Origin of the sequence: Bacillus luti (genome assembly GCF_009739945.1) — a bacterium.
In the GTDB taxonomy this organism is placed as follows: domain Bacteria; phylum Bacillota; class Bacilli; order Bacillales; family Bacillaceae_G; genus Bacillus_A; species Bacillus_A luti.
Genome location: NZ_CP040336.1, coordinates 2,390,045 through 2,412,708, shown reverse-complemented (window position 1 = coordinate 2,412,708; position 22,664 = coordinate 2,390,045). Strand labels below are relative to the sequence as shown.

General features: G+C 34.9%; 18 protein-coding genes and 3 other annotated features. Of the genes, 4 read left to right on the top strand and 14 right to left on the bottom strand.

All coding sequences use genetic code 11. The features are described from left to right. Positions 1 to 213 precede the first annotated feature (213 nt). Complete coding sequence (locus EUC40_RS12245; RefSeq protein ID WP_156575423.1) at positions 214 to 669, top strand: stress protein; 456 nt, start codon at positions 214 to 216, stop codon at positions 667 to 669. Between the two features lie 31 nt (positions 670 to 700). Here the strand turns inward: EUC40_RS12245 and EUC40_RS12240 are convergent, their stop codons facing one another. The 9 genes from EUC40_RS12240 to EUC40_RS12200 all read right to left on the bottom strand — a co-directional run bounded on the left by EUC40_RS12240 (position 701) and on the right by EUC40_RS12200 (position 16,539). Beyond that, positions 701 to 3,817 carry an MMPL family transporter gene (locus tag EUC40_RS12240; RefSeq protein WP_156575420.1) on the bottom strand — a complete coding sequence of 1,039 codons (3,117 nt, stop codon included), beginning with the start codon at positions 3,815 to 3,817 and terminating at the stop codon, positions 701 to 703. 256 nt (positions 3,818 to 4,073) lie between these two features. Next, positions 4,074 to 4,640 (bottom strand): TetR/AcrR family transcriptional regulator, encoded by a 567-nt coding sequence (locus EUC40_RS12235; protein ID WP_071711870.1) that lies wholly within the window; start codon positions 4,638 to 4,640, stop codon positions 4,074 to 4,076. Between the two features lie 230 nt (positions 4,641 to 4,870). Continuing rightward, positions 4,871 to 6,028: a GNAT family N-acetyltransferase gene (locus EUC40_RS12230; protein ID WP_156575418.1), complete on the bottom strand. Its 1,158-nt coding sequence runs from the start codon at positions 6,026 to 6,028 to the stop codon at positions 4,871 to 4,873. Between the two features lie 149 nt (positions 6,029 to 6,177). Next, positions 6,178 to 7,467, bottom strand: coding sequence for a 3-phosphoshikimate 1-carboxyvinyltransferase (gene aroA, locus EUC40_RS12225; RefSeq protein ID WP_156575416.1), 1,290 nt, complete (start codon positions 7,465 to 7,467; stop codon positions 6,178 to 6,180). A gap of 16 nt (positions 7,468 to 7,483) precedes the next feature. Further along, on the bottom strand, positions 7,484 to 8,584 hold the full coding sequence (gene tyrA, locus EUC40_RS12220; RefSeq protein ID WP_071711867.1) for a prephenate dehydrogenase: 1,101 nt from the start codon (positions 8,582 to 8,584) through the stop codon (positions 7,484 to 7,486). Next, entirely contained in the window at positions 8,577 to 9,677 is a 1,101-nt protein-coding gene (hisC, locus tag EUC40_RS12215) for a histidinol-phosphate transaminase (RefSeq protein ID WP_156575414.1), read from the bottom strand. The genes tyrA and hisC overlap by 8 nt, the downstream gene beginning before the upstream one ends. Before the next feature lie 18 nt (positions 9,678 to 9,695). Then, a complete protein-coding gene (gene aroC / locus EUC40_RS12210; protein ID WP_156575412.1) occupies positions 9,696 to 10,868 on the bottom strand; it encodes a chorismate synthase in 1,173 nt (390 codons plus the stop codon). A 53-nt stretch (positions 10,869 to 10,921) separates the two neighbouring features. Next, positions 10,922 to 11,141 (bottom strand) — a binding site (T-box leader). A gap of 9 nt (positions 11,142 to 11,150) precedes the next feature. Continuing rightward, a complete protein-coding gene (locus EUC40_RS12205; RefSeq protein WP_001273579.1) occupies positions 11,151 to 12,227 on the bottom strand; it encodes a bifunctional 3-deoxy-7-phosphoheptulonate synthase/chorismate mutase in 1,077 nt (358 codons plus the stop codon). Positions 12,228 to 12,421: 194 nt separating this feature from the next. Further along, positions 12,422 to 12,658: a binding site (T-box leader), on the bottom strand. A gap of 54 nt (positions 12,659 to 12,712) precedes the next feature. Next, positions 12,713 to 12,949, bottom strand: a binding site (T-box leader). A gap of 107 nt (positions 12,950 to 13,056) precedes the next feature. Further along, complete coding sequence (locus tag EUC40_RS12200; protein ID WP_156575410.1) at positions 13,057 to 16,539, bottom strand: DUF4020 domain-containing protein; 3,483 nt, start codon at positions 16,537 to 16,539, stop codon at positions 13,057 to 13,059. Between the two features lie 181 nt (positions 16,540 to 16,720). On the opposite strand from EUC40_RS12200, the gene EUC40_RS12195 reads away from it, so the two are divergent. Further along, a complete protein-coding gene (locus EUC40_RS12195) occupies positions 16,721 to 17,158 on the top strand; it encodes a YndM family protein (RefSeq protein WP_001013092.1) in 438 nt (145 codons plus the stop codon). 250 nt (positions 17,159 to 17,408) lie between these two features. On the opposite strand, the gene EUC40_RS12190 is transcribed toward EUC40_RS12195, so the two are convergent. Then, complete coding sequence (locus tag EUC40_RS12190) at positions 17,409 to 17,939, bottom strand: hypothetical protein (RefSeq protein ID WP_156575408.1); 531 nt, start codon at positions 17,937 to 17,939, stop codon at positions 17,409 to 17,411. Positions 17,940 to 18,211: 272 nt separating this feature from the next. Beyond that, the gene (locus EUC40_RS12185; RefSeq protein ID WP_156575405.1) at positions 18,212 to 19,309 is read right to left on the bottom strand and encodes a YheC/YheD family endospore coat-associated protein; all 1,098 of its coding nucleotides are present in this window, start codon (positions 19,307 to 19,309) and stop codon (positions 18,212 to 18,214) included. A 130-nt stretch (positions 19,310 to 19,439) separates the two neighbouring features. Here EUC40_RS12185 and EUC40_RS12180 point away from each other — a divergent pair, with 130 nt between their 5' ends. Continuing rightward, positions 19,440 to 20,660: an ATP-grasp domain-containing protein gene (locus EUC40_RS12180; protein ID WP_156575403.1), complete on the top strand. Its 1,221-nt coding sequence runs from the start codon at positions 19,440 to 19,442 to the stop codon at positions 20,658 to 20,660. 141 nt (positions 20,661 to 20,801) lie between these two features. Next, a complete protein-coding gene (locus tag EUC40_RS12175; protein WP_156575401.1) occupies positions 20,802 to 20,951 on the top strand; it encodes a hypothetical protein in 150 nt (49 codons plus the stop codon). A 219-nt stretch (positions 20,952 to 21,170) separates the two neighbouring features. Here EUC40_RS12175 and EUC40_RS12170 read toward each other — a convergent pair whose 3' ends face one another. The 3 genes from EUC40_RS12170 to EUC40_RS12160 are packed head-to-tail and all read right to left on the bottom strand — an operon-like array spanning position 21,171 to position 22,584. Further along, positions 21,171 to 21,695 (bottom strand): cysteine hydrolase family protein, encoded by a 525-nt coding sequence (locus tag EUC40_RS12170; RefSeq protein WP_156575399.1) that lies wholly within the window; start codon positions 21,693 to 21,695, stop codon positions 21,171 to 21,173. Between the two features lie 34 nt (positions 21,696 to 21,729). Beyond that, a complete protein-coding gene (locus EUC40_RS12165) occupies positions 21,730 to 22,266 on the bottom strand; it encodes a GNAT family N-acetyltransferase (protein ID WP_156575397.1) in 537 nt (178 codons plus the stop codon). Between the two features lie 9 nt (positions 22,267 to 22,275). Further along, positions 22,276 to 22,584 carry a YfzA family protein gene (locus EUC40_RS12160; protein WP_156575395.1) on the bottom strand — a complete coding sequence of 103 codons (309 nt, stop codon included), beginning with the start codon at positions 22,582 to 22,584 and terminating at the stop codon, positions 22,276 to 22,278. Positions 22,585 to 22,664 lie beyond the last annotated feature (80 nt).

The following is a 22,664-nucleotide window of genomic DNA, read 5'->3' as shown; positions in this document are numbered from 1 at the left end:
AATACCGCTTATTTCAGCGTTTTCTCACCGATTGTCTTAAAAAATCGCATATTACGACTCAATTATTGTAGACTATAGCTATTATATAGTAGAAGATGGATGAATAGCAACGGTTGATTGCTATTCATCCATCTTCTATCTTGAATAAAATGTATGTTTTTAACGAAACCACATTATATAGAAGCGATTTTCACAATTTAAGGAGGAGTTATTTTGAAGAAAATATTTATAATTGGAGCATTATGTTTATCTCTCACTTCCTTAACTGCATGTAGTAATAACAACGTAAAAACACCTACTGAATCAAAACAAGAAAAAAAAGAAACAAAAGTAACTGTCGATTCGATTATCACTGAGTTTAAAAACGCCGGTCTCCAAGCAGAAAACCCAACTGATTTACCTCAAAAAGAGTTCGGAAACTTGCGTAAAGAAGGGAAACGTATTATAGTACCAGCACTTGGTGAGGATAACGGTGGTCGCTTATTTGAGATAACTAAAAAAGAAGATCTAGAAAAAGTTAAGAAATATTACGATGAATTAGGAAATTCTGCTCCTATGTTATTCTCTCATACACACGTAAAAGGCGATTTTCTTTTGCAAATGAATGGCGATATGAAAGATGAAGAATTTGCAAAATATAAAGATGTCATGGACAAGTTTATTAAGTAACAAAAAAATCCCCCTTTAAAGGGGGATTCAATTATTTTTTATTACTCAATTTCTTTGTATAGCCCTTCAACTTACTTGTTAAACCCATTAAAGCCGGCAATAATATTGGCATAATAATAAGCGCTAATAATAGAAGCCCAATAACAGCAACTGAAGCAACTTGTATAAGAGTTAATACACCTGAAGGTATTAACGCTGCAAAGGTCCCCCCTAAAATAAGTGCCGCTGATAATACAACTCCGCCTATGTGACGAGATGCAGTTACAATTTTCGTTACCGAATCCCCTTCTAACTCGTTATAACGCATCATTAAGAAAATGCTATAATCCACTCCTAAAGCGACAAGCATTATAAAACTAAAGAATGGAACATTCCAGCTTAATGATTCAACGTTTAATACATGTGTACTAATTAGTTCACTTATGCCCAGTGATGCGAAGTACGCTAATATTAACGATCCAATAATAAAGATTGTGTTTAATAATGAACGTGTAATCACGATTAATACAATCCCAATTCCAATCAACATAATCGTAGCAGTACGCAAGAAATCTTGCCCGGTTACTTCTTTTAAATCAACATTTCTAGCTGTTGTCCCTCCGATTGCTGTTTTCGCATCATTTAATTCCGTTCCCTTTAAAGTACCCTCTATTGTTTTATTGATTTCTTGAATAATTGGCATCGCTTCTTTCGAATATGGATTTACGTCTAAAATGATTGTCATTTTAGCAGTCTTTCTATCATGTGACATGTACGTATTCAAAGCTTTTTGGAAATCTTCTCCCTCTAAAACTTCTTTTGGAATATAGAATTTCTCAGAGCTTTTTGATTCATTCAGTTCTCCTAAATATTTCTGTGCGTCATTCAGGCCGTTACTTACTTTTCCAAGCCCTTCTGTACTTTTAGATAAACCAGATTGTAATTGCCCCATCTGGTCTTGCAAATCTTTTAGTCCAGTTAATAACCGCCCTTGCCCATCGTTTATTTTCGCTAAACCAGATTGTAACTCAGCTGATTTATTCGCAATTTGTTTTGAACCTGTAGCACCTTCATTCAAGCCGTTTTTCAGCTCACCAACGCCTTTTTGTAACTTAGTAACACCACTGTTCATTTCTTTTAAACCGTTATCTACTTTCAATAGTGACTGATTCGCTTCTTTAAATGAACCCATAGCTGCTTTATGCTGCGTTGCTAATTGATTTAACTCATTTGAAAGCCCACCTAATTGCTTTTGAGCCACTTTAGCAATACCTATCGTCTGCAGAATGTTAGGATCATTTGCTAATTCTGGTTTCATTTGAATGAAATTGGTCATTAACATTTCAATTTGCTCATAACCTTTTTTCGCACCATCAATCGCTTGAGAAATACTTCCGAAGTATTGATCGTAAGAACTTAAACCTATCTCTAACTGCGCATAACCAGCATGTAGCTGCGACGTTGCATTAGATAGAACATTTATATTTTCATTTACTGAAGTTAACCCGCTCTCAATTTGCTGCGCACCTTGTGCTCCGTCATTTATGCCATTTGATAGTTGATTTAAAGCTGTTCCTAATGCTGATACACCATTTTTCGCTTCGTTTGTTCCATCAATTAACTTTTGGACGTTTGCAAGGCTATTTGAGTCCTTACTACCCATTTTATCTTTCGCAGTAGTTAATCCATCATTAATTTCCTTGATACCACCATTGGCATCTCCTAAACCTGTATTTAGTTCTCCCGCTTGTTTATTTATATATAGTTCTTTAATCCTATCACCAGTTGGACGTGTCGGTGAATATACTTCTGAAACACCTTTCACTTTCAAAATCTTATCAGTTAGTTCATCTAAAGTTTGAAGCGAACTCGCCTCATCTAACTTGTTATTCGATTGAATGACTAACGTACTTGGTGAAGAAAAACCAGGTGGAAAATGCTCTTCAATTACGTTAATCCCCATCTTTGACTCATACTTATTATCGACTTCAAATAAATCATTATAATTAAGCGTGTTAGAGTATTTCACAATAAATGGAATCGATATCACGAATACAATGATTAAAGCGACAAATGGTCTTGCAACTGAGTTTTTTGCAAAAAATCCCCATAAGCGACTATCTTCATGTCCTTTAAATGTTTTAACGGGATAAAACATTCCTTTCCCTAAAAGCACCATAAAAAATGGATTTAATGTCGTCAATACAAGTAGTAATACTGCAACCCCAATTGATACTGCTGAAGTTGATTGATACAATTTAAAATTCGCTAAAATAAGTGATGCAAATCCAATTAATACAGCTACCCCGCTATATATAACTGTTTTCCCTGCCGATTTAAAAGTCTCTTTCGTGGCCAAAAATGCATTTTCTTGTTTACTTAATTCCTCTTTAAATCTCGTATATAGTAAAATGTTATAGTCTGTTCCAACTCCGAACAGAACGACAACTACAAACACTTGTGTAAAGTTTGAAAATGGAAAATTGAATTGATCTACAAGATGAGCAATTACCCCCATAGAAACTAAATACGATACCCCAACTGTAAGTAGAGATACAATCGGAACAATAGGTGAACGAAATACAATGATTAATACTACAAGAATGAAAATGATTGAAATAACTTCCGTCTTTTTCACTCCCTCTTGAGAAGATTTAAGAAAATCACCCGCTATTAGGTCACTTCCTGTTAAGTACGTTTTTACCCCTTTCGTTTGCACTTTTTTATGAAGGTTATTTGTAACTTTTGATATTTCACCATGTTTTTTATCTATCGATATTTGCGTTAAAATAGTCGTATTATCTTTAGAAACTAATTGCTTCTCTAAGTCTTTATTATCTAAATGTGAAACAACTTCTTTAATTCCTAATTGTTCTTTTTCATTTTGCAAAGCGTTGATTGTTTTTGTTATTTCTTCTTTTTGCTCAGTCGTTAAAGCTGTTTTACTACCACTATTAAAAACAGCTATAATATCATACTTTTCTGTCCCGTCTTTATCCATTTCTTTTATCATTTTGTCAGCAATACTACTTTGTTCTGTATTAGGAATCGTAATGTGCCCTTTTTCTTTCACTAATTTATCCATATTAGGCATCGTTACGATCATTGTAATGGTAATAACTATCCATAATAGTAAAGATAAACTTCTCCAACTTTTTAACTTGCTCATTTGAATCATCTCCTGCTATTAAAATTTCACGTTAGTTACGGAATGAATATTCATTCCTATTCTTTCAGAAATACCTTTTTTTCGGAATGAACGTTCATTCCTATCTTTCTATTACATTACTTTTTTAATTCTATTAAACTACGAATTCCGGAATGAACATTCATTCCTTAAGTTGTACAGATTTATCATCTCCTGTTATTCTTTTAATACTTTTCTCGGAATGAATGTTCATTCCTGTCCTTATAAAGCTATAGAATCAAATGATTCTAATAGCATTCCAACAACTTTCTTCCAATTCTTTTACCAATTCTTCTGTATATTCTAATTGCCCTGTTTCCATAACTTTAATTAATTTTTCAATTGGTTGGTATACAATGATAATTAAAGCAATTGGTGGTAATGGACGAAGAAAACCTTTTTCGATTCCATCTTCAATTAAGTTCATGAAGAAGCCCATAAAGTCCTCGAATATTTCATTACTATGTTCATCTAGAAAATAACTATCACAATGAGAATTTGTAAAAAGGAAAGCATCCGCATTTTGTCTCGCAAATTCAAATAAACGGTTATACGTATGGCTAAACTGTTCACGAATATTTGCATCGACTGGAAAATCGGTTTTAATTAATTCCGATAGTTGTAAAACACTTTTCGTAAATAAAGAATTAACAAGTGCCTCTTTATTTTCAAAATAACGGTAAATAGTACCTGCACCTACTTTTGCTTTTTCAGCAATCATCGGAATTGTTGTACCATCATAACCCCGCTCTGCAAAAAGTTGTATTGCAGCATCAAAAATGTCTTCTTGTTTGTTTTTAGCCATTTTTCCACCTCAATTTTCAGGAATGAAAATTCATTCCGTTTTTTAATTATAAATTAGATGGATTAAAAGTCAAGGGTATGACAAGTATAGTTGCGATTTTCTATCCCTTGTTTGTGAATGAAATTATATCAGCTCAACTCCAATTATATTGACTCCCCGACAAAAGCCGACAATATTAGAAGAAGCTATCCCGAAATTCCATTGGGATAGCCCGACTTCCTATATGCAAATTAAAAGAAATCGTAAATAAAAGCTTCGTGCACTGGTACTACATTCTCAAATGCTCGTATTTCCTCTTCACTTCCACTAATTAATTCTATTTCATTAAGTTCTAGTGGGCGTTTGTAGCCAAACAATATTGTAGATAGTGCATTTATATCTAGCTTGATTCCTTTATCCATTGCTTCTTCTACAATTGTTATTTCATGATTTGCAAGTCTCACTGTAACATTATTCCACGGAGCAAATGAATCTGTAATATGTAAGATCACTTCTTGCTGTACATTGTTCCAGTTCAACTCATATTGTTTTAAAAACTGCTCCACATCTACAATCCTGCCCATAAAATATGGTTTCACTTCCGCCTTCACTCTTGGCTCTTGTAATGTATATAACAATGGTTCTTTTTCACTTATAGTCATTTCTAGTTCTTTTATCATAGAATCATGCTGACAAATAAAGTTCCATAGGCCGTTTCTCGCTTCATTATGTAATGGAACAAATTCTTCTACTGTCATTTTATAGTTTTCTATTTTATATAACATGTAACCTGCTGCCGTTTTATTTTCATCATAGTAAATCGCTAATGTAAAATCATGATAGACTGCTTGCAACCACCATTTTTCACTGCGAACTAGCATCCCTGAAAAACGCTCTGCAAATGTTTCATAGATTTTCTCTACTTCTTCTGGATGATTTTCCTTATTAAAACGTTTCACAGTACCATTCACTTGTTTTTTCATAATTAAATCGCTCTTAGTCATATGACATACTAATCGATTTGCACAAAGTTCCCAGCCGTATTTACGGTAAAATGAAACGGCAAATGGATGTAGCATCGAAACTGTATATCCGTCATTTTTCATCGTTTGAAGTGAATGTTGAAGCAATTCTTTTACATACCCGCTTCTTCTGTACTCTGGATACGTCGCTACCCCCGCAACGCCTCCCATTTTAAATCTTTTTTTACCTATGTAAATATGAAACGGAATAAGATGTAGTTTTGCTGCTAAGTCTTTCCCTTCCATAATGCCGTATATTTCATGACTTTCCTTCATCTTTGTAAGTTGTTGCTGTAATCGTTCCTCATCTACTTTATATTGAAAAGCGTATTCTGATAAACGTAATGCTTCTCTGAACTTATCTTCTTTTAATTGTATGACACTCATATAATTCTCCTCCATTCCCTGTTTGAATTGTACCATAATTCTTACTATTATAGTTCGGTAAGTGAAATTATACGTAAACTTCCTAACATATGTTTATCTGCAATCTAACATAAAAAAGCAGATACATTCCGTATCTGCTCTGCATCACTTTATTTAGCTAACGTTTGAAGTTCTTCGAAGAATGTAGGGTATGATACGCCAACTGCTTCTGCATCTTCAATTGTTGTTTTTCCTTCTGCGATACATCCAGCAATTGCAAGCATCATTCCGATGCGGTGATCGCCGTAACTATTTACTGTATTGCCTTTTAAAGCTGATTTTCCGTAAATAATCATGCCGTCATCCGTTGCTTCTATGCGAGCTCCTAGTTTCGTTAACTCTGCAACGACTGTATCAATACGGTTTGTTTCTTTAACTTTTAATTCGTGCGCATCTTTAATTACTGTAATTCCTTCTGCTTGCGTTGCCGCTAATGCGATTACTGGAATTTCATCGATTAATCTTGGGATAATATCTCCGCCGATTTCGATTCCTTTTAATGAGGATGTTTCGATTGTTATGTTTGCAGCTGGTTCTGAAGCTCCTTCGTTAATTGACTCTACAGTAAACGTAGCACCCATTTTCTCTAGAACATCAATAATACCTGTACGAGTTGGATTCATCCCTACATTTTCTAATACTAGTTTACTATTTGGAATGATTGCGCCTGCTACTAAGAAAAATGCTGCTGATGATACGTCACCTGGTACTTGAACGTCTGTCGATGTTAACTTTTGTCCACCTGCCAGTTTCACAGTTTTCCCCACGCGAGTTACTTTAACTCCAAATGCTTCAAGCATTCTTTCTGTATGGTCGCGTGAAATATGTGGTTCTGTAACAGCTGTTACACCTTCTGCGCGAAGTCCTGCAAGTAAAATAGCTGATTTTACTTGCGCGCTGGCAACTGGCGACGTATATTCGATTGCTTTTAAATCGCCGCCGCGTATTGTTAACGGTGTAAACGTCCCTTCTTCTCGGCCATCGATTTTGGCACCCATCTGTTTTAATGGATTTGTTACACGTTGCATCGGTCTTTTTGCGATAGACGCATCACCTTGTACGCAAGAGAAAAATGGTGTATTTGCCAAAATTCCTGACATTAATCGTATCGTTGTACCAGAATTACCAACATCTAATACCGCTTTCGGTTCTTGTAAACCTTCTAACCCTTTACCAACTACAGTGACTTCATCGCCATTTTGCGTAATCTCTACCCCCATTTCTTTAAAGCAAGAAATTGTACTTAAACAGTCTGCACCGGGCAAGAAACCTTTAATTGTCGTTTTTCCTTCTGCAATCGCGCCGAACATAACAGCGCGGTGTGAAATGGACTTATCACCTGGAATTGTAATGTTGCCATTTAATCCGTTATTAACAGGTTGTATCGTTCTTTCCTTCACGTTTTCACCTTCTCATTTAAATTGTTTCATATGTTTGGTATTTTTCTTCTCCAAGCGCTAGCTTTGCTTTCATACGATCTTCTTCTCTTTGGAAGCTAATGCGTAATACCCCAAGCAATCCTTCACGCGCTTCTAATATTTGCAAGTTCGTAATACTAATTTCCTCACGCGCCAAAATACTCGTAATGTGAGCCAATGCCCCTACTTTATCTAAAACATCGACGTATAAGTCGTGATAAGCAGGAATTGCCCCTCTCTTTCGTACTGGTAAAGAGTCACGGTATTCTTTCGCGTCTGCAAAATAGTTTTGAATCTCGCCTGCATCTCCGGTAGAAACTGTATGATATAAACCTTCCATTTCAGAGATCCACTCTTTTAATAATACCATTAAATGCTCACGATTTTGCTTTACAATATCACTCCACATTTTCGGACTACTAGATGCAATACGTGTAATGTCTTTAAAACCTCCAGCAGCCAGTTGATGAATGAGCGGATTATCACCTGCATGCTTCTCAACTTGCTTTACTAAACCCGCCGCAATCAGATGCGGAAAATGACTCACAATTCCTGTTACATAATCATGTTCTTCTGTATTTAAAACGAGAAAATGTGATCCTGTTCCTTTTAACCAGCCTTTTAACTCTTCCACATGTTCATTTTGTACATGTTTCATCGGTGTTAAAATGTAAAATGCATTTTCAAATAAATGTGCTTTTGCACTTTCAACTCCTGTTTTATGAGATCCTGCCATTGGATGTCCACCAATAAAAGAAACTTCCTTTGAAAATAAAGCTTCCGCTTCGTTCATAATCGTTCCTTTTGTACTGCCAACATCGGTCACTATTACATCTTCTCGTAAACGGAATGACGCTAGTTTGTGCAATAATTTCTTCGTTTCTTCAACTGGAGAAGCAAAAACAATTAAATGTGCCTCTTCACATGCATGCTGTAAATCTACTGCTACTTCATCTACTACGTGTAATTCTTTTGCACGCTCTACTTGTTCTGGAAAAATATCATAACCTGTTATCGTTACATCGTGCTCTTTCTTAATTGCTAATGCGAGAGAGCCTCCTATTAAACCTGTTCCAATTAATACTACCTTTTTACGCATTTGCCTCATCTCGAGACTTACTTTTTTTATTTTCAAAGTGTTGTTTTAACACTGAAATCACTCCTTCATTTTGCTCCCTTTTTCCGACTGTAATACGGACCCCGTTCGGGAACGGACGAATAATAAACCCTGCGTGTGCACAAGCTTCATAAATCTCTCCAGCATCTTCAACTGGCAAGAAGATGAAATTTGTTTGTGACTGGTAAAATGGAATTTCATTTTCCTTACAGAAACTTTCGTATTGTTGTAGTCCCTCAGCATTCACACGTACAATTTCTTCGATAAATGCTTCATCGTTAAAAGCAATCGTCGCTGCTTTTTGCGCTAATGAAGATACGTTAAATGGTAAACGTACGACATTTAATTTCTCGATTAACTCTTCCTGTCCAATTGCATATCCTACTCGGAAAGAAGCTAATCCGTATGCTTTAGAAAACGTTCTAAGCACAAGAATGTTTTTATGTTTTTCTAAAAGCGGTAATGTCTCTGGGAAATCTTCCGCTATTACATACTCATAGTACGCTTCATCAATGACAATTAACGTATTTTCACTAATACCTTCAATGAATTGAGTTAATTTCAGCTCATTAACATATGTTCCTGTAGGATTGTTCGGATTACAAATCCATACGATTTTTGTATTGGTATCTACTACAGAAGAAATTCCGTCTAAATCGTATACACCGTTTTTTAATGGAACTTCTTTCACTTCACAACCTTCTATAATTGCATGGTGACGGTACTGCGGGAATGTTGCCCCTGCCGTTACGATGTTATCTCCAGCTTTCAGTACGGCACGGCTTATTATTTGAATAACTTCATCTAATCCACTACCGCAAAGTACTTGTTCCGTTTGTACATGTAATTTATTTGCGATTGTTTGACGGAGCGTTGTAGCACCTCCGTCTGGATATAAAGCATGTTCCAACCAAGACTTTTGCAACTCTTCTAACACACGTGGTGAACAGCCGAATGGATTTTCATTCGATGCTAATTTCACAAATGCATGATCTCCGTACACTTCTTTCATTTGTTCAGGTGATTTACCTGGTTTATATGGTTGTAATGATGATAGTTGATCTTTTACTTGCATGTTAAAACCACCTTTTTATTAAAATTCTTTTGCGTATTTGTTATGTTGCGTAATGTTTTGCTGAATTAACTCCATACGATCTTTTCCGAATTGTTCGACTAGTGCATGTGCAAGTTCCCATGCTACAACAGATTCAGCAACTACACCTGCTGCTGGTACTGCGCAACTATCAGATCTTTCAATACTCGCTTGGAATGCTTCTTTCGTATCAATATCCACGCTTGCTAACGGTTTATATAATGTAGGAATTGGCTTCATAACACCTCTTACAACAATTGGCATTCCCGTTGTCATACCGCCTTCTAAACCACCTGCATTATTCGTTTTTCTCGTATATCCTTGTTCTTCATCCCACAATATTTCATCGTGCACTTTACTTCCTGGCTGTCTTGCCGCTTCAAACCCAACGCCAATTTCAGCACCTTTGAATGCATTAATACTCATAATCGCACCAGCAAGTTTTGCATCTAATTTACGATCGTAATGAACGTAACTACCAACGCCTATCGGCATTCCTTCTGCAATGACTTCAACAATACCGCCAATTGAATCTCCGCTACTTTTTGCATTATCAATCGCATCCATCATCTCTTGTTCTACTTCTTTATCTAAACATCGAACTGGTGAGTTTTCAGTAATTGTTTGAATTTCTTCAATTGGTAAGTTAGAAATATGTTTTGCTTTTACTCCACCAATTTCAAGCACGTGTCCTGCAATTTCTACACCTAATTCTTTTAATATTTGCTTCGCAACTGCTCCAGCAGCTACACGAACTGTCGTTTCTCTTGCTGATGAGCGCTCTAGTACGTTTCTTATATCACGGTGACCGTATTTAATTGCTCCATTTAAATCCGCATGTCCTGGACGTGGTTTCGTAATTGTACGTTTCATGTCTTTACTTTCTTGCTCCGAGATTGGCTCTGCACCCATTACTTTCGTCCAATGTTTGAAATCATCATTTTTTACGATTAACGTAATAGGTGAGCCAAGTGTCATCCCATGACGAACACCACTTACAATTTCAACTGTATCCGTTTCAATTTGCATACGTCTTCCGCGTCCGTGCCCTTTTTGTCTTCTTAATAATTCTTTATTAATATGTTCCGCCGCGAGTGTTAACCCTGCAGGTACACCTTCTAAAATAACCGTTAACTGCGGACCATGTGATTCTCCAGCTGTAATGTATCTCATTTCTCTTGCCCCTTTACTATTTTTTTGTACAAAAAAGTCCCTACTGAGCGCTCAGTAGGGACGATATTTATCGCGGTACCACCCTAGTTGTAGACTTCTTTCGTCTACCTCTCTTCTTCTTTAACGATCGTTTGACCGTCTTTTCCTCCAAAAGTTAGCGGAAAAGATGCTCCAAGGCTGTAATTCATGCTTACCTTTGTACTGATTCACACCGACCATCAGCTCTCTTTAACAGTGAGATAAGCACTACTGTTTCCTCTTCAGCGCATATATAATATGGAATTAAGATAATTTATTTTTGAATCCTTTTAACTCATCCATGAATCTATGGAATTCCGGAATATCCATTTGTTGTGCAGAATCTGATAATGCAACTGCTGGATCTGGGTGTACTTCAGCCATTACTGCATCTGCGCCAATCGCAAGTGCCGCTTTCGCTGTTGGTAATAATAAATCTCTACGTCCAGTTGAATGCGTTACGTCAACGATAACTGGTAAATGTGTTTCTTTCTTTAAAATCGGTACTGCTGAAATGTCTAATGTGTTACGTGTTGCTCTTTCGTATGTGCGGATACCGCGCTCACATAGAATAATTTGGTCGTTACCTTGTGCAATGATGTATTCAGCTGCGTTAATGAACTCATCAATTGTTGCTGCTAATCCACGTTTTAATAATACTGGCTTGTTAACTTTACCTACAGCTCGTAATAAATCGAAGTTTTGCATATTACGTGCGCCTACTTGAATTACATCAACGTAGTCTAATGCCATTTCAACATCGTTCGGATTTAAAATTTCACTAATGATTGCTAAGTCGAATTCATCTGCTACTTGGCGTAAAATTTGTAGTCCTTCTACTCCTAAACCTTGGAAATCGTATGGAGATGTTCTCGGTTTGAAAGCACCACCGCGCATTAATTTTAAGCCTTGATCTTTCATAGCTTGCCCTACTTGGCGAACTTGCTCTAAACTTTCTACCGCACAAGGTCCCATGATGAACGTTTGTGTTCCGTTACCAATCAATTCACCTTTTACATCAACGATTGTGTTTTCTTTTTTCTTTTTACGTGATACTAATAATGCTTTACGGTTATCATCTTCTTGTAATTCTAAGCTAGCTTTGAAGATTGTTTTGAAAATATGTTGAACTGTTGACGTTTCGAATGGTCCTTCGTTATTCTCTGCGATCATATCAAGTACTTCACGCTCACGTACTGGATCAAAACGTTTCGTACCTTGTACTTGCTTTTGCTCCCCAATTTTTTGAACGATTTCACCACGTTTGTTTAAAAGGTGTAATAGTTGTAAGTTAATTTCATCTACCTGTTTACGTAATTGATCTAATTCATGATTTGCCATTTGGAAATCCTCCTCTAATGTTTTAAAAGTATAGTAAGAGAATGAAAAATTCTCTATTTTCTGAACTGATAAATTATACAAATTTTAAGTGGAATCGATACCTCTTCTTATTTTAAACGAATACTTACTATAAGGACACTATCTACTAGATAAAACCCCACTTTTTTGTACAAAAAATCCCTACTGATCCAATCAGTAGGGACGATATTTATCGCGGTACCACCCTAGTTGTAGACTTCTTTCGTCTACCTCTCTTCATTGTTAACGATCATCTGACCGTCTTTCCCTTCATAAAGACAAATACTATCTTTACTACGAAAAAGATGCTCTAGGACTGTAATTCGCTCTTGTTTTTGTACTGGTTCGCACCAACCACCAGCTCTCTGTTACAGGGAAACAACAACTACTGCTTTTCCTTTCAACGCATGACTATTTTATTTTCAAGTTGGACCACTGAAATACAAAAAGTCCCTACTGAATAAATCAGTAGGGACGATATTTATCGCGGTACCACCCTAGTTGCAGACCATCTTTCCGTCTACCTCTCTTCACTGTTAACGATCAATTGACCGCTTTTCCTTCATAAAGATAAAACTATCTTTACTACGAAAAAGATGCTCCAAGACTGTAATTCATGATTATCCCTGTACTGGTTCACACCAACCACCAGCTCTCTGTTACAGTAAGACTAACCACTACTGTGATCTCTTCATTGCACTTTGTTTATTCAAATGTTTTTGAAATTGAATAAGTATGATTCGTATTATAGAACGCTTTTCAAAACACTGTCAACAACTTTTTATTTTTTTTTTTAAATTCCACTTTCAACCTATAACTCCTTTTGTGAATTCCCCATTACAATTCCGATACGAATTATCTCATTTTCTATTAAATTTAATACACGTTTATCTACTTCATACTCGATTAATTGTTTTTTAATTTGTATGATTTCACTTTCAAAAAAATCGGCTTCCTGACATGTTTGTAGTAAAATAAAAAACACATTTGCATACATTTCTTTATGCGCTTTTATCTTTTCATTCTTATCTAGTATTTCACTAAATAACTGCTTCATTTCCTCCCCCGTACATTTTCCATTCACATCTAAAAATGTACGAGATATAATACCTAATCCTTTTTCTACAATCTCATCCATGTATAAAATAATGCGTAAAAGCATTACATATTCTCTCGTTGTTATTTCTCCCATTTTTGGCCGTTCTCGCAAAAATACACTGAGCCAAGCCGTCCAAAATTTTTGCTGCTCTTTTGCACTTAATGTTTTGACGTAATAGCATACATGCTGCATAAACGTAATTTTATTCTCTTCGTTTCCTTGCATGAGTAACGGGTATAACCAATCTGTTTTTTGCTCCCAGTACAGTACGCATTTAATAAATACAAAGCTAAGCCACTTCAAGAAAGCTTCTCGTGTATGCGGATGCAAAACTTCCAAATGTTCTACCGCATACTTAATAAATCGCTTCATCTCTGTAAATAACGGTAAATTAATTTGCGTGTAACATAAACCTGCCCACGCATATTTCGTAATCTCATTTTCCTTCTTTAAATCTAAGTAAGGTAACAAATATTTTCGGCACCATTGCTTCTCTATATGATATAAAAATGTAATATCTGCTATTAAACGAGCAAACATAAAGTTCGTCCGTTCTGAACTATTTCTTACTTGCTCTTCAAATAAAAATAAATATTCATACACATTACGATCGTATAAATGATCATATGATAACAGTTTTAATAATACAGCTGTCATTTTTCCAACAGGATGCTGAATCGATTCATTGTAAAAGTCCTGTTTTCCAAGCTTAAAATCCGTATTACTTTTCATAACTTGAGGAAAAACTGAAAAAGCAAAACGTTTTACAACTCGTATACTATTCTCTTCTAACTCTTCTAATCGATTGCTAATTTCATATAGAAAACTACTAATTAACCAATGGAAAGCTGTATTTCTAACAAATTTCTGCAATAGCGGAATAATTTTTTGGATTTGCTCATTTGTCAGCTCCCTGTTATTTCGCCACTCTCTAATACAAACAAACCATACTTCATTACTTATTTCATGCACACCTACTAATTGATATGCGAATGAAATACTCCACTCTGTATTCAATTTACATGCTTTAGATAACATCTCTAAAAAATGTCGTTGCTCGAAAACACCATCTTGAGAAAATTGCCGAACTTGCTTCATAATTTCATCATCTTTTAATTGCAGTAAACCATCCGCAGTCACATTACAAGTAATACTTTGTTCTGTAGTCTCTTTCTTTTGTACACTGTATCGATCAGAATGAAAGTGAGGATGCTTTTGCTTCATTAGCTCATACCCTTTTGCTGTAGATGGACTGTTCGAATCGCATATGAATAATAAATCTAAGACGAGACATACATCAAATGCCCTTTCCTCTGTAAGGTGTTTCAATACCGTTTTAATGACTTCTTCCTTTGTTTCTTCTAAAGAATGTGTATACTGCCTTTTTAAAAGTTGAAAAACTTCGTGTTTATACGTGAAATCTAAAAGAAGCCCTTCATGTAACAACCATTTCATTTTGTCATCTGCACTAACGAATATATTTTTATTCATCGCATCAATTGCAATTTGCTTTTGAAGTACACTATTCGTTTCTATCATTTCTGTAATATAATAATTCGCTTTTTTCTCATCGTTTTCACATAAATAAGTTAAACACTCTTTTACAATTTGAATTAAAAATGCAAGATCATTTTGATGAAATTCTTTCTCTTCACTTTCCCTATCTCTTTTTTTCAGAGCTGTTTGTCTTAATGACAACAGTCGCATCTTCTCTAATCCCATAATCATTATTGGAACAGCGTAATACGAAATATGCGGTCGCATTTTCTCATCCCAAATTTTCTCCACATGAGAAAACGTAGACACTGGTATACGACTCGATTCCTCGAGTTCTATTGATTCTTGCGTATCATTTCCCCACTTTCTTACACGCTTTAATTTAAGTTTCCCGTCTAGAATAAACGCTAGTAACAATAATGCAATTTCTTTATGCTCAGGAAAAGAACATTTTTGTAGTAAATATGAAATAGTTTCAATAGAGCTACTATCTTTTTCAGCTGTTTCTAATAAAAGGAGTGTCCACCTTGCAAACAACAACGGATCCATCTTTATTTTCATTTCGTTTAAATAGCGACAAATTGTTCGCCATAATAATGGGGATATTTTGGAGTGATTTTTATAAATAAGTTGAAATAGTTCCTTTTGATGACTAAAAAGAAATTGCTCTACTAACCACTCCGCAAGTAATTCATCTACCTCGTTATAGTTTGATGTGAGCAAGAATAAATTTCGTAATTTCCCTTCTGCTTCAAGCCAGTCCACCCATTCATAATCTCGTGCAAATTCAACGAAGTAACGAACTGTTTCAATTTTCTTTATTGACTGCTTTATGTACGATAATTGTTCCTGCTCTACTGATGGTGGCACTGTTACAATATCCCGAATGCGCATTCTTTTTGTAATATAATTATCGCCCATTAATTCCGCCCATCGCTTCACGGCTTTGACGAGGGACTGATGATTATTCGCTTTGTTTGGATACACAATCGGTCTGATTCCTAAATGCTCCCAGTGGTATGTATTTTCCCCTTGTGCGACAAATGCATAACGCCTTGTACTTGGTGGTAAACCAGTCGCTAAATATTTCATTACTGGGTCATTGTGGCTATATCCAACGAATAACACGGTATAATTCGAGAATAAATCAACTAAAAACCTTCTCGCCCATCCTTCCGTTAAGTAAGCCCTTCCAAAATCACCATCTGTTAAAATTAAAGCTTCTTTCTCCTGTTCTACATTGCCATGTATATATGCCAGTCCTTTAAACGCTCTCCCTGTCGGTAAAGCTGGTGCGTAATAAACATTTATCTCCCTATTCATTTCTTTACTTACAGTTGTAAAATGTTGATCAAAGTTTGTCGTCACAATACGGACATCTGTATCTAAAGGAAACAACCTTGGAATTGCATAATGGAGGGGATTTGGTTTTGATTTTTCTATATGAACAACATCTCTCGCAACTTGATGTACGTCTTTCGTTTTCGCAATTTTACCAAGATAATAATCATGTGGTTCAGTGATTTCACGTTTTTCAACGTATAACTTTTTTGCAATTTCATCAACTAAATCATCAAAATTTGGTAAGTTTGATTTCCCTTGCATAGAAACTCCTGCTCCAACAAATAACACTAACTTCCCATGTTCAAGATGATCAATTAACTCATCTGGAATTTCTACTTCTGAAGTAATCCACATCCCGGATTCCCCCTTACCTAAAAATGTCATATGCTCTCATTTTACTATAACATTTTTTTGTTGTTTTTATAATATTTAGACAAAAACAACGACATGAAAAAGTTTTATTTAAATAAATTCGTTACAATGTATGAACTCCTGAATTTATTGCAAAACTATGTATAAATCGGAGGTGTAAATATTGAATGGTTTTACTGTAGTACTTATCAAATTTATATCGTGCATCATCGCTTTTAGCATTGGACTCGCTTTGTTTTTCCCTGCAACGTTTGTTCAAATTATTTCGTTCAGTCTCTTCGTTACAATTGTATCTTATATGTTCGTTGATAAAATTATTTTAGAGCGAATTGGCAATAATGGTGCCATTATGTCAGATTTCTTACTAACATATTTAAGCGTATGGATTTTCGGTAATATTTTATTAGACAACTATATGCAAATTGCATGGGGCAGTATTCTATCTGCAATTGTCTTTACATTATCGGAAGTAATCGTTCATCGCTTTTCTAATTCACACACAAGGCACAACAACGATAATATTCATATTAATCGCCGCTTTGCATATGGCACGGAATTTGCGGAAGAACAAAATGTTTTGGATAAAAATAAGAAGAAGTAATGTTTTGATGAAGGAACTACATCGCCATCAAGCTAAAAAAAGCAAATACCCCACAACGAATAAATGGCCGTCTCCAAGAGAAAATGTACATCTTTTGTTTTGAGGTGTGATTAAATGCTTAGGTTGATGAACATGTTGTGCTAACTCATCTAAAAAAGTGTTTATCAAGAGTAAAACTACCTTAACTGTAATAACTAATTAAAGAAAAGGGCAAAATCTGTATCCGAAAATCCAGATTCTGCCCTTTTCTTTAATCACATTTTTCTATTTGGTCGCCTTCTTCACCTGTATTTTCTGCCGAACTATCCGTTCCGCCTCCCACTGCATGTTGCTGTTTAGTATTAGAACTTTCGATAGCAGCGTTGGTTCCAGCTGCACTGTCATCTCCACCACCACTTGCCACTTGAGTAGCACTAGCCTGTTCCTTACGGGTTTTATTGATTTGATTATTGATGATAATTACAAGTTCTTCCTCTTCTTCCGAAGTTTCTTTTTTCATTTTATGCGGTTCAATCTGGTCCCCACTAATTCCCTTATTTATGGCTTCGCCTCCAGCGCCCACCGTTTGTTGCTGTCTTGTATTCGATGAATCAATTGCTGCATTACTTCCTGCCGCACTGTTTTGTCCGGCCCCACTGGCAATTTGTGTTGTATTCGGTGCAAATGTAATCTGATTATTAATGACAATGACAATTTTTCGTTTATCAGCAAGATTTCCCAAATTCATTTCTTCTCCATCTTTTTTTACAAATCGAAACGTGATTTTTTCATTGTTTTCCATATTCTCCCCCCTTTGTAATATTAAATGACTGGAGAATGATAATGGATTGGACAAGCGTATTTTTTTTATAAATATGTGCCCCCGTCCACAATGAAGGATGTATGATCAGGTTCCGGTATTTTGCTCGTATGAGGTACGTCGACTCGACGGTAGTCCAGCATCCGCTGAATTTCGGGACGCATGGAGAATAATCTTATAGGAGATATAGAAAGAGAGATTAGTAGAAACATTGGTATATAAAGGTTTCATTTTATTTTTCTACTTTCCTTTTCTTATTTAGATTTATCAGCCAAATATCTAGCATAGTGAATTAAATTTCTAGCTACATCTAATTCGAGATTAAATATATTAGGTACCCCTGGTCTCCAATTCACCTCAAATAACCACAATTTTTGATCTTTATCAATCCCTACATCAATTCCTAACTCATCAAATAATACATCCTTAAATAAAGAATTAAAATGATTAGAAAAAGTTACTGCAAATCGTTCTAAATACCTTTTCATATTATACCAATCGTCATCAAACTCCGCTTTTAAAAAAACATCTAAATAAGTACTATAACCACCCTTAGCCATATTTGATACAATACTTCCTAATGGACCTATTCTCGGGAATATAGAAGTAACAACCCACCTGCCTTCCCCATTTCTTTGAACATGCAATCGAAAATCATAAACATGACCAGATTTCATTTGACATGAAATAAACTGTTGAACTATGTATCCTTGCTCCTGAATCTTATCAGATATAAAGCTCCGTAATTGTTTTTGATTAATAGATGAAATTTGTTCTGACTCATTCATACTGTAATTCATCCCATTTTTTTCAATGAAAACAATACCACTACCTTGATGTCCAGAAATTGGTTTAATAATAAGTTTTTCATAACGATTAATCATGTCAAAAAACGTATTCACATCATTTAATTCATAAAAAGGAATAAGATATTGCTTAAATTTTTTTGCTCTATTTATTCTGTTATACACACTTAATTTATTTCCAATTGAATGACTTGTAAAAGGAACTTTTGCATGTAGATAATCATAGATTTGCTGATTTTTATCACTAATATGAACACTTGCATTATAAATAACATCTGGAAAAGAAAATTCTTGTTCAACCCAATTACCATTTTCATAAGCTTTACCTAAAATCTTCTCCGTTTCTATATTTACCTTCCCTAAAGTAAAATAAAAAAAGTCCACACCTTCAGCTTTAGCTACAGCAGCGTAAGTATATGCTTTCTTTACGTCATTCGGATCTTTCCGATGATGAAGCATACCAATTATAGTCATGTCAGTTCTTCTTCCCTTCTTTCTAAAGGTCTTTTTCAAAACAAATATCAAATTCATTATATATATATTCACGTTCTCCCGCATTCAACCATTTTTCGAAAAAACCAGAACAAGCTTAACCTCATTTTAATACTCTACCTATAGAAATAATAAATCTGAGGTTTTATAAAATGATAAATGATAAAGGTTAAGGTGACATAAAATGGATACTATCGTTTTCATTGAAACAAATAAATCGGGATCAAGTAGGGAAGCAATCAAAGCAGCTGAAAAACTTAATTTCTTTACTGTTTTATTAACTAAAAAAACAAAATTTATTAATGAACGCACTATATTCCCTGATGTACATCAGATGATTTTCACTGATATAAATGATTATGATAATTTAATTACAACAATTGAAAAATTAAATAAATCAGGCAAAAACATAAAAGGGATCTTTAGTTTTATTGACCCTTATGTTTATGTGGCTGCACGTTTATCAGAAAAATTTTGCTCAAATATTGTATCTACTAAAGCTATCCATCATATGGAAAACAAAATATTAACTCGTAATGTACTGAAAGATTTACCAATCTCACTCAACTATTTAATTTATAATCCAACAGAATCATTATCATCTTTTTTAACAAAAACTAATAAGATAAAATTCCCTCTTATTGTGAAATCCCCTAAATCAACAGGATCAAAAGATGTATTATTAGTAAAAGATAAAGATCAATTAATTTTATCTATACAAAGTCTTTTGAAGAAGTTACCCAATGAAGAAATTCTACTTGAAGAATATATAGATGGACCTCAGTACTTAGTCGAAATTTTAGTTCAAAATGGAAAGGTCCATATTATAGCAGTAATTGAACAAGAAATCACCCTTTTTGAGCGCTTTATCGTAACTGGTTATTCTTTACTAGGACAGGTAGACAAAAGACTATACAATAGTCTTTTCAATGCAGTTAATTCTGTTATTCAGGCTTTTGATATGAAAAATGGAGCTTGTCATCTAGAACTCCGGAGAATAAAAGATGTTTGGAAATTAATTGAGATAAACCCCAGAATATCAGGTGGAGCAATGAATGACATAATTGAAATTGGGCATGGAATCAACTTAGTACAAGAAACTATTCGATTAATGTTAGGAAATAAACCTTCACTAAATAAAAAACATCATAAATATGTGTATGCTCATTACCTAACAGTTAAATCTAAAGGAAAGCTAATTCGAGTTACAGGGAAAAACCGTAGTTCTAGATATCCTGGTATAGAGAAAGTTTATATAAAACCTAAAAAAGGAACTTTTCTAAAACCACCTACATCAATGGGACATCGATATGGATACGTTATAGCAGCGGCCTATTTTAAAACAGAAGCTAAAAAAATAGCTTTAGAAGCAGCTAAAGAAATTTCATTTGAAATCCAAAAATAATAAATACAACATATATACACCAACAGCTAAAAATATACTAAACATCCTATCTCTTATAACTCTAATTATTATAATCTGTCATTATTCAGCATAAAAAGCTCACCCCTCATCTATTTTTATATGAGAATTGAGCTTTTTTATATGGGATATACACCAGCGAAACTTCCATTAATGCCGTACGTTGCGTTAACTTATTTATTAATTTCAAGCGATTTAATAAATATTTATGCGACTGGTACAATATGTGTAATTTTCATTCAATCATTAGGATCAATCAAATCGATTTATTGACTCACTTCGACAACTTGATTTCAAATAAAGTGAAACTTTAATCAGTGGGGGGTTTCTTCATCCCCCACTGATTATTAGCCTTCACCAATCGGACTTTTATGGGCAGTTGATCCCCACCTAACTTCTTTGCTTTCGCTGAATTTTGAGGTGGGGGTCTTACTGCCCATTAAAGCGGGATAAAAAAAGCGGCCATTCTTTTACAGGCAGCCGCTTTCCCACTTACGCTTCCACTTTCAAATCTTTTAATGCAACAACATCAGCAAACGCCCCAAATACTAAGTTATGATGCTTCACAATATCTTCAGCACGTAACACTTCAGTATCAAATGTACTATGTCCATCACTTACTAACGTTACTTTATATCCTTCGCTAAACGCTCTGCGTGTAGTCGTATCCACACAGTACTGCGTCTGCATGCCTGAAATAATAACGTGCTCAATTCCCTTTTCTCGTAATACTTCGTTTAAATTTGTTTTATGGAATGAATCTGGCGTCGTCTTTTCAACGATACTGTCCCCATCTTGTGAAGCAATTGCCGCATGGATTTTCCAGCCATCTGTACCTTTTTCCAAAGGATGGTCTTTCGGCCCGTTATGCTGTACATAAATAACCGGAATATCATTTGAACGGCATTCCCCTATAAGCTCTTGTAATGTTTCTAAAAACTTTTCTCCATTATGTACTGGCATTCCTGCTGTATACATACCTGCTTGTACATCAATTACGATTAATGCATTTTTCATTTCACGCATCCCCCTTTGTTTATATAAGCTATTATTATTGTTTATATTCCATCATCCAGCAATCTTCTAATTTCCCCTCATGCAATTCATGTTCCTTTAAAATCCTCACTTTTTTAAATCCGCATTTTTCGTAACATTTTATCGCACGTTCATTATTTACTTTAGGATCCATTGCGATTGCTTCTGCTTCCTCATTCTCCATAATATATGTAATTGCTGCCTGAACAAGTTTAGTTCCAATTCCTTTCCCCCAATAGGCCGGTTCTCCGATAAATTGGTCCATTCCCCATACATTATGCGATTCTTCATACCCATATAACGCTTTCCATTCAGCATCTACTGGGTACATTTGTATGTAACCAATCGGAACGGTATCAAATTCTATTAAACACCTTTTTTCATGGCTATTTGGATTATGTATAAAATGATCCAGTACCTGTTCTACAGATTGCGGATTATCTCGTCCTTCGTAATACTGCAGGACTTCTGGATCTGATAACCATTTGGAAATGATAGGTGCATCATCTTCTATTACGTACCTAACTGATACATTTCCTTTTTGAAATAGCATAAAACACCTCTATTGTTCATTTATATGTTTTCTTAATGTTAAATCTTTAATTGCACCTATCACTGCATACGGTAATAATGTAATCGCAAAAAACACTGTAAATACATTAAATTGCGGGATTGTATAGAGTGTGAACCATTCTGTGAAAAATTGAGAGTTTAATATTCTATTAAAAAATTCTCCGCCAGGTCTGAAGTTTGGTGCCCATGCAGTCATTTCACAAATAATAAATAGTAATTGCACAATTAAAAATGCCCCTAGATAGCGAAACCACGTTCGTTTCCATATAGGTTGTGCTTTTTTTAATTTCTCTCCCATTTAGCTCCCTCCTTTATATTTCCAACATATTGATTATACACTTTCTTTGTTTAATTTGTTAAAATTTTCTATACAATAAA

Bases quoted from the DNA above. Each gene is read 5' to 3' on its own strand.
- EUC40_RS12170 (WP_156575399.1), bottom strand. From the start codon at position 21,695: ATGAAAAATGCATTAATCGTAATTGATGTACAAGCAGGTATGTATACA.
- EUC40_RS12230 (WP_156575418.1), bottom strand. From the start codon at position 6,028: ATGAGTGTCATACAATTAAAAGAAGATAAGTTCAGAGAAGCATTACGT.
- aroC (WP_156575412.1), bottom strand. From the start codon at position 10,868: ATGAGATACATTACAGCTGGAGAATCACATGGTCCGCAGTTAACGGTT.
- EUC40_RS12190 (WP_156575408.1), bottom strand. From the start codon at position 17,939: ATGGAAAACAATGAAAAAATCACGTTTCGATTTGTAAAAAAAGATGGA.
- tyrA (WP_071711867.1), bottom strand. From the start codon at position 8,584: ATGCGTAAAAAGGTAGTATTAATTGGAACAGGTTTAATAGGAGGCTCT.
- EUC40_RS12240 (WP_156575420.1), bottom strand. From the start codon at position 3,817: ATGAGCAAGTTAAAAAGTTGGAGAAGTTTATCTTTACTATTATGGATA.
- hisC (WP_156575414.1), bottom strand. From the start codon at position 9,677: ATGCAAGTAAAAGATCAACTATCATCATTACAACCATATAAACCAGGT.
- EUC40_RS12160 (WP_156575395.1), bottom strand. From the start codon at position 22,584: ATGGGAGAGAAATTAAAAAAAGCACAACCTATATGGAAACGAACGTGG.
- EUC40_RS12165 (WP_156575397.1), bottom strand. From the start codon at position 22,266: ATGCTATTTCAAAAAGGAAATGTATCAGTTAGGTACGTAATAGAAGAT.
- EUC40_RS12205 (WP_001273579.1), bottom strand. From the start codon at position 12,227: ATGGCAAATCATGAATTAGATCAATTACGTAAACAGGTAGATGAAATT.
- EUC40_RS12200 (WP_156575410.1), bottom strand. From the start codon at position 16,539: ATGTGGATTACTTCAGAAGTAGAAATTCCAGATGAGTTAATTGATCAT.
- EUC40_RS12235 (WP_071711870.1), bottom strand. From the start codon at position 4,640: ATGGCTAAAAACAAACAAGAAGACATTTTTGATGCTGCAATACAACTT.
- EUC40_RS12175 (WP_156575401.1), top strand. From the start codon at position 20,802: ATGGGATATACACCAGCGAAACTTCCATTAATGCCGTACGTTGCGTTA.
- EUC40_RS12180 (WP_156575403.1), top strand. From the start codon at position 19,440: ATGGATACTATCGTTTTCATTGAAACAAATAAATCGGGATCAAGTAGG.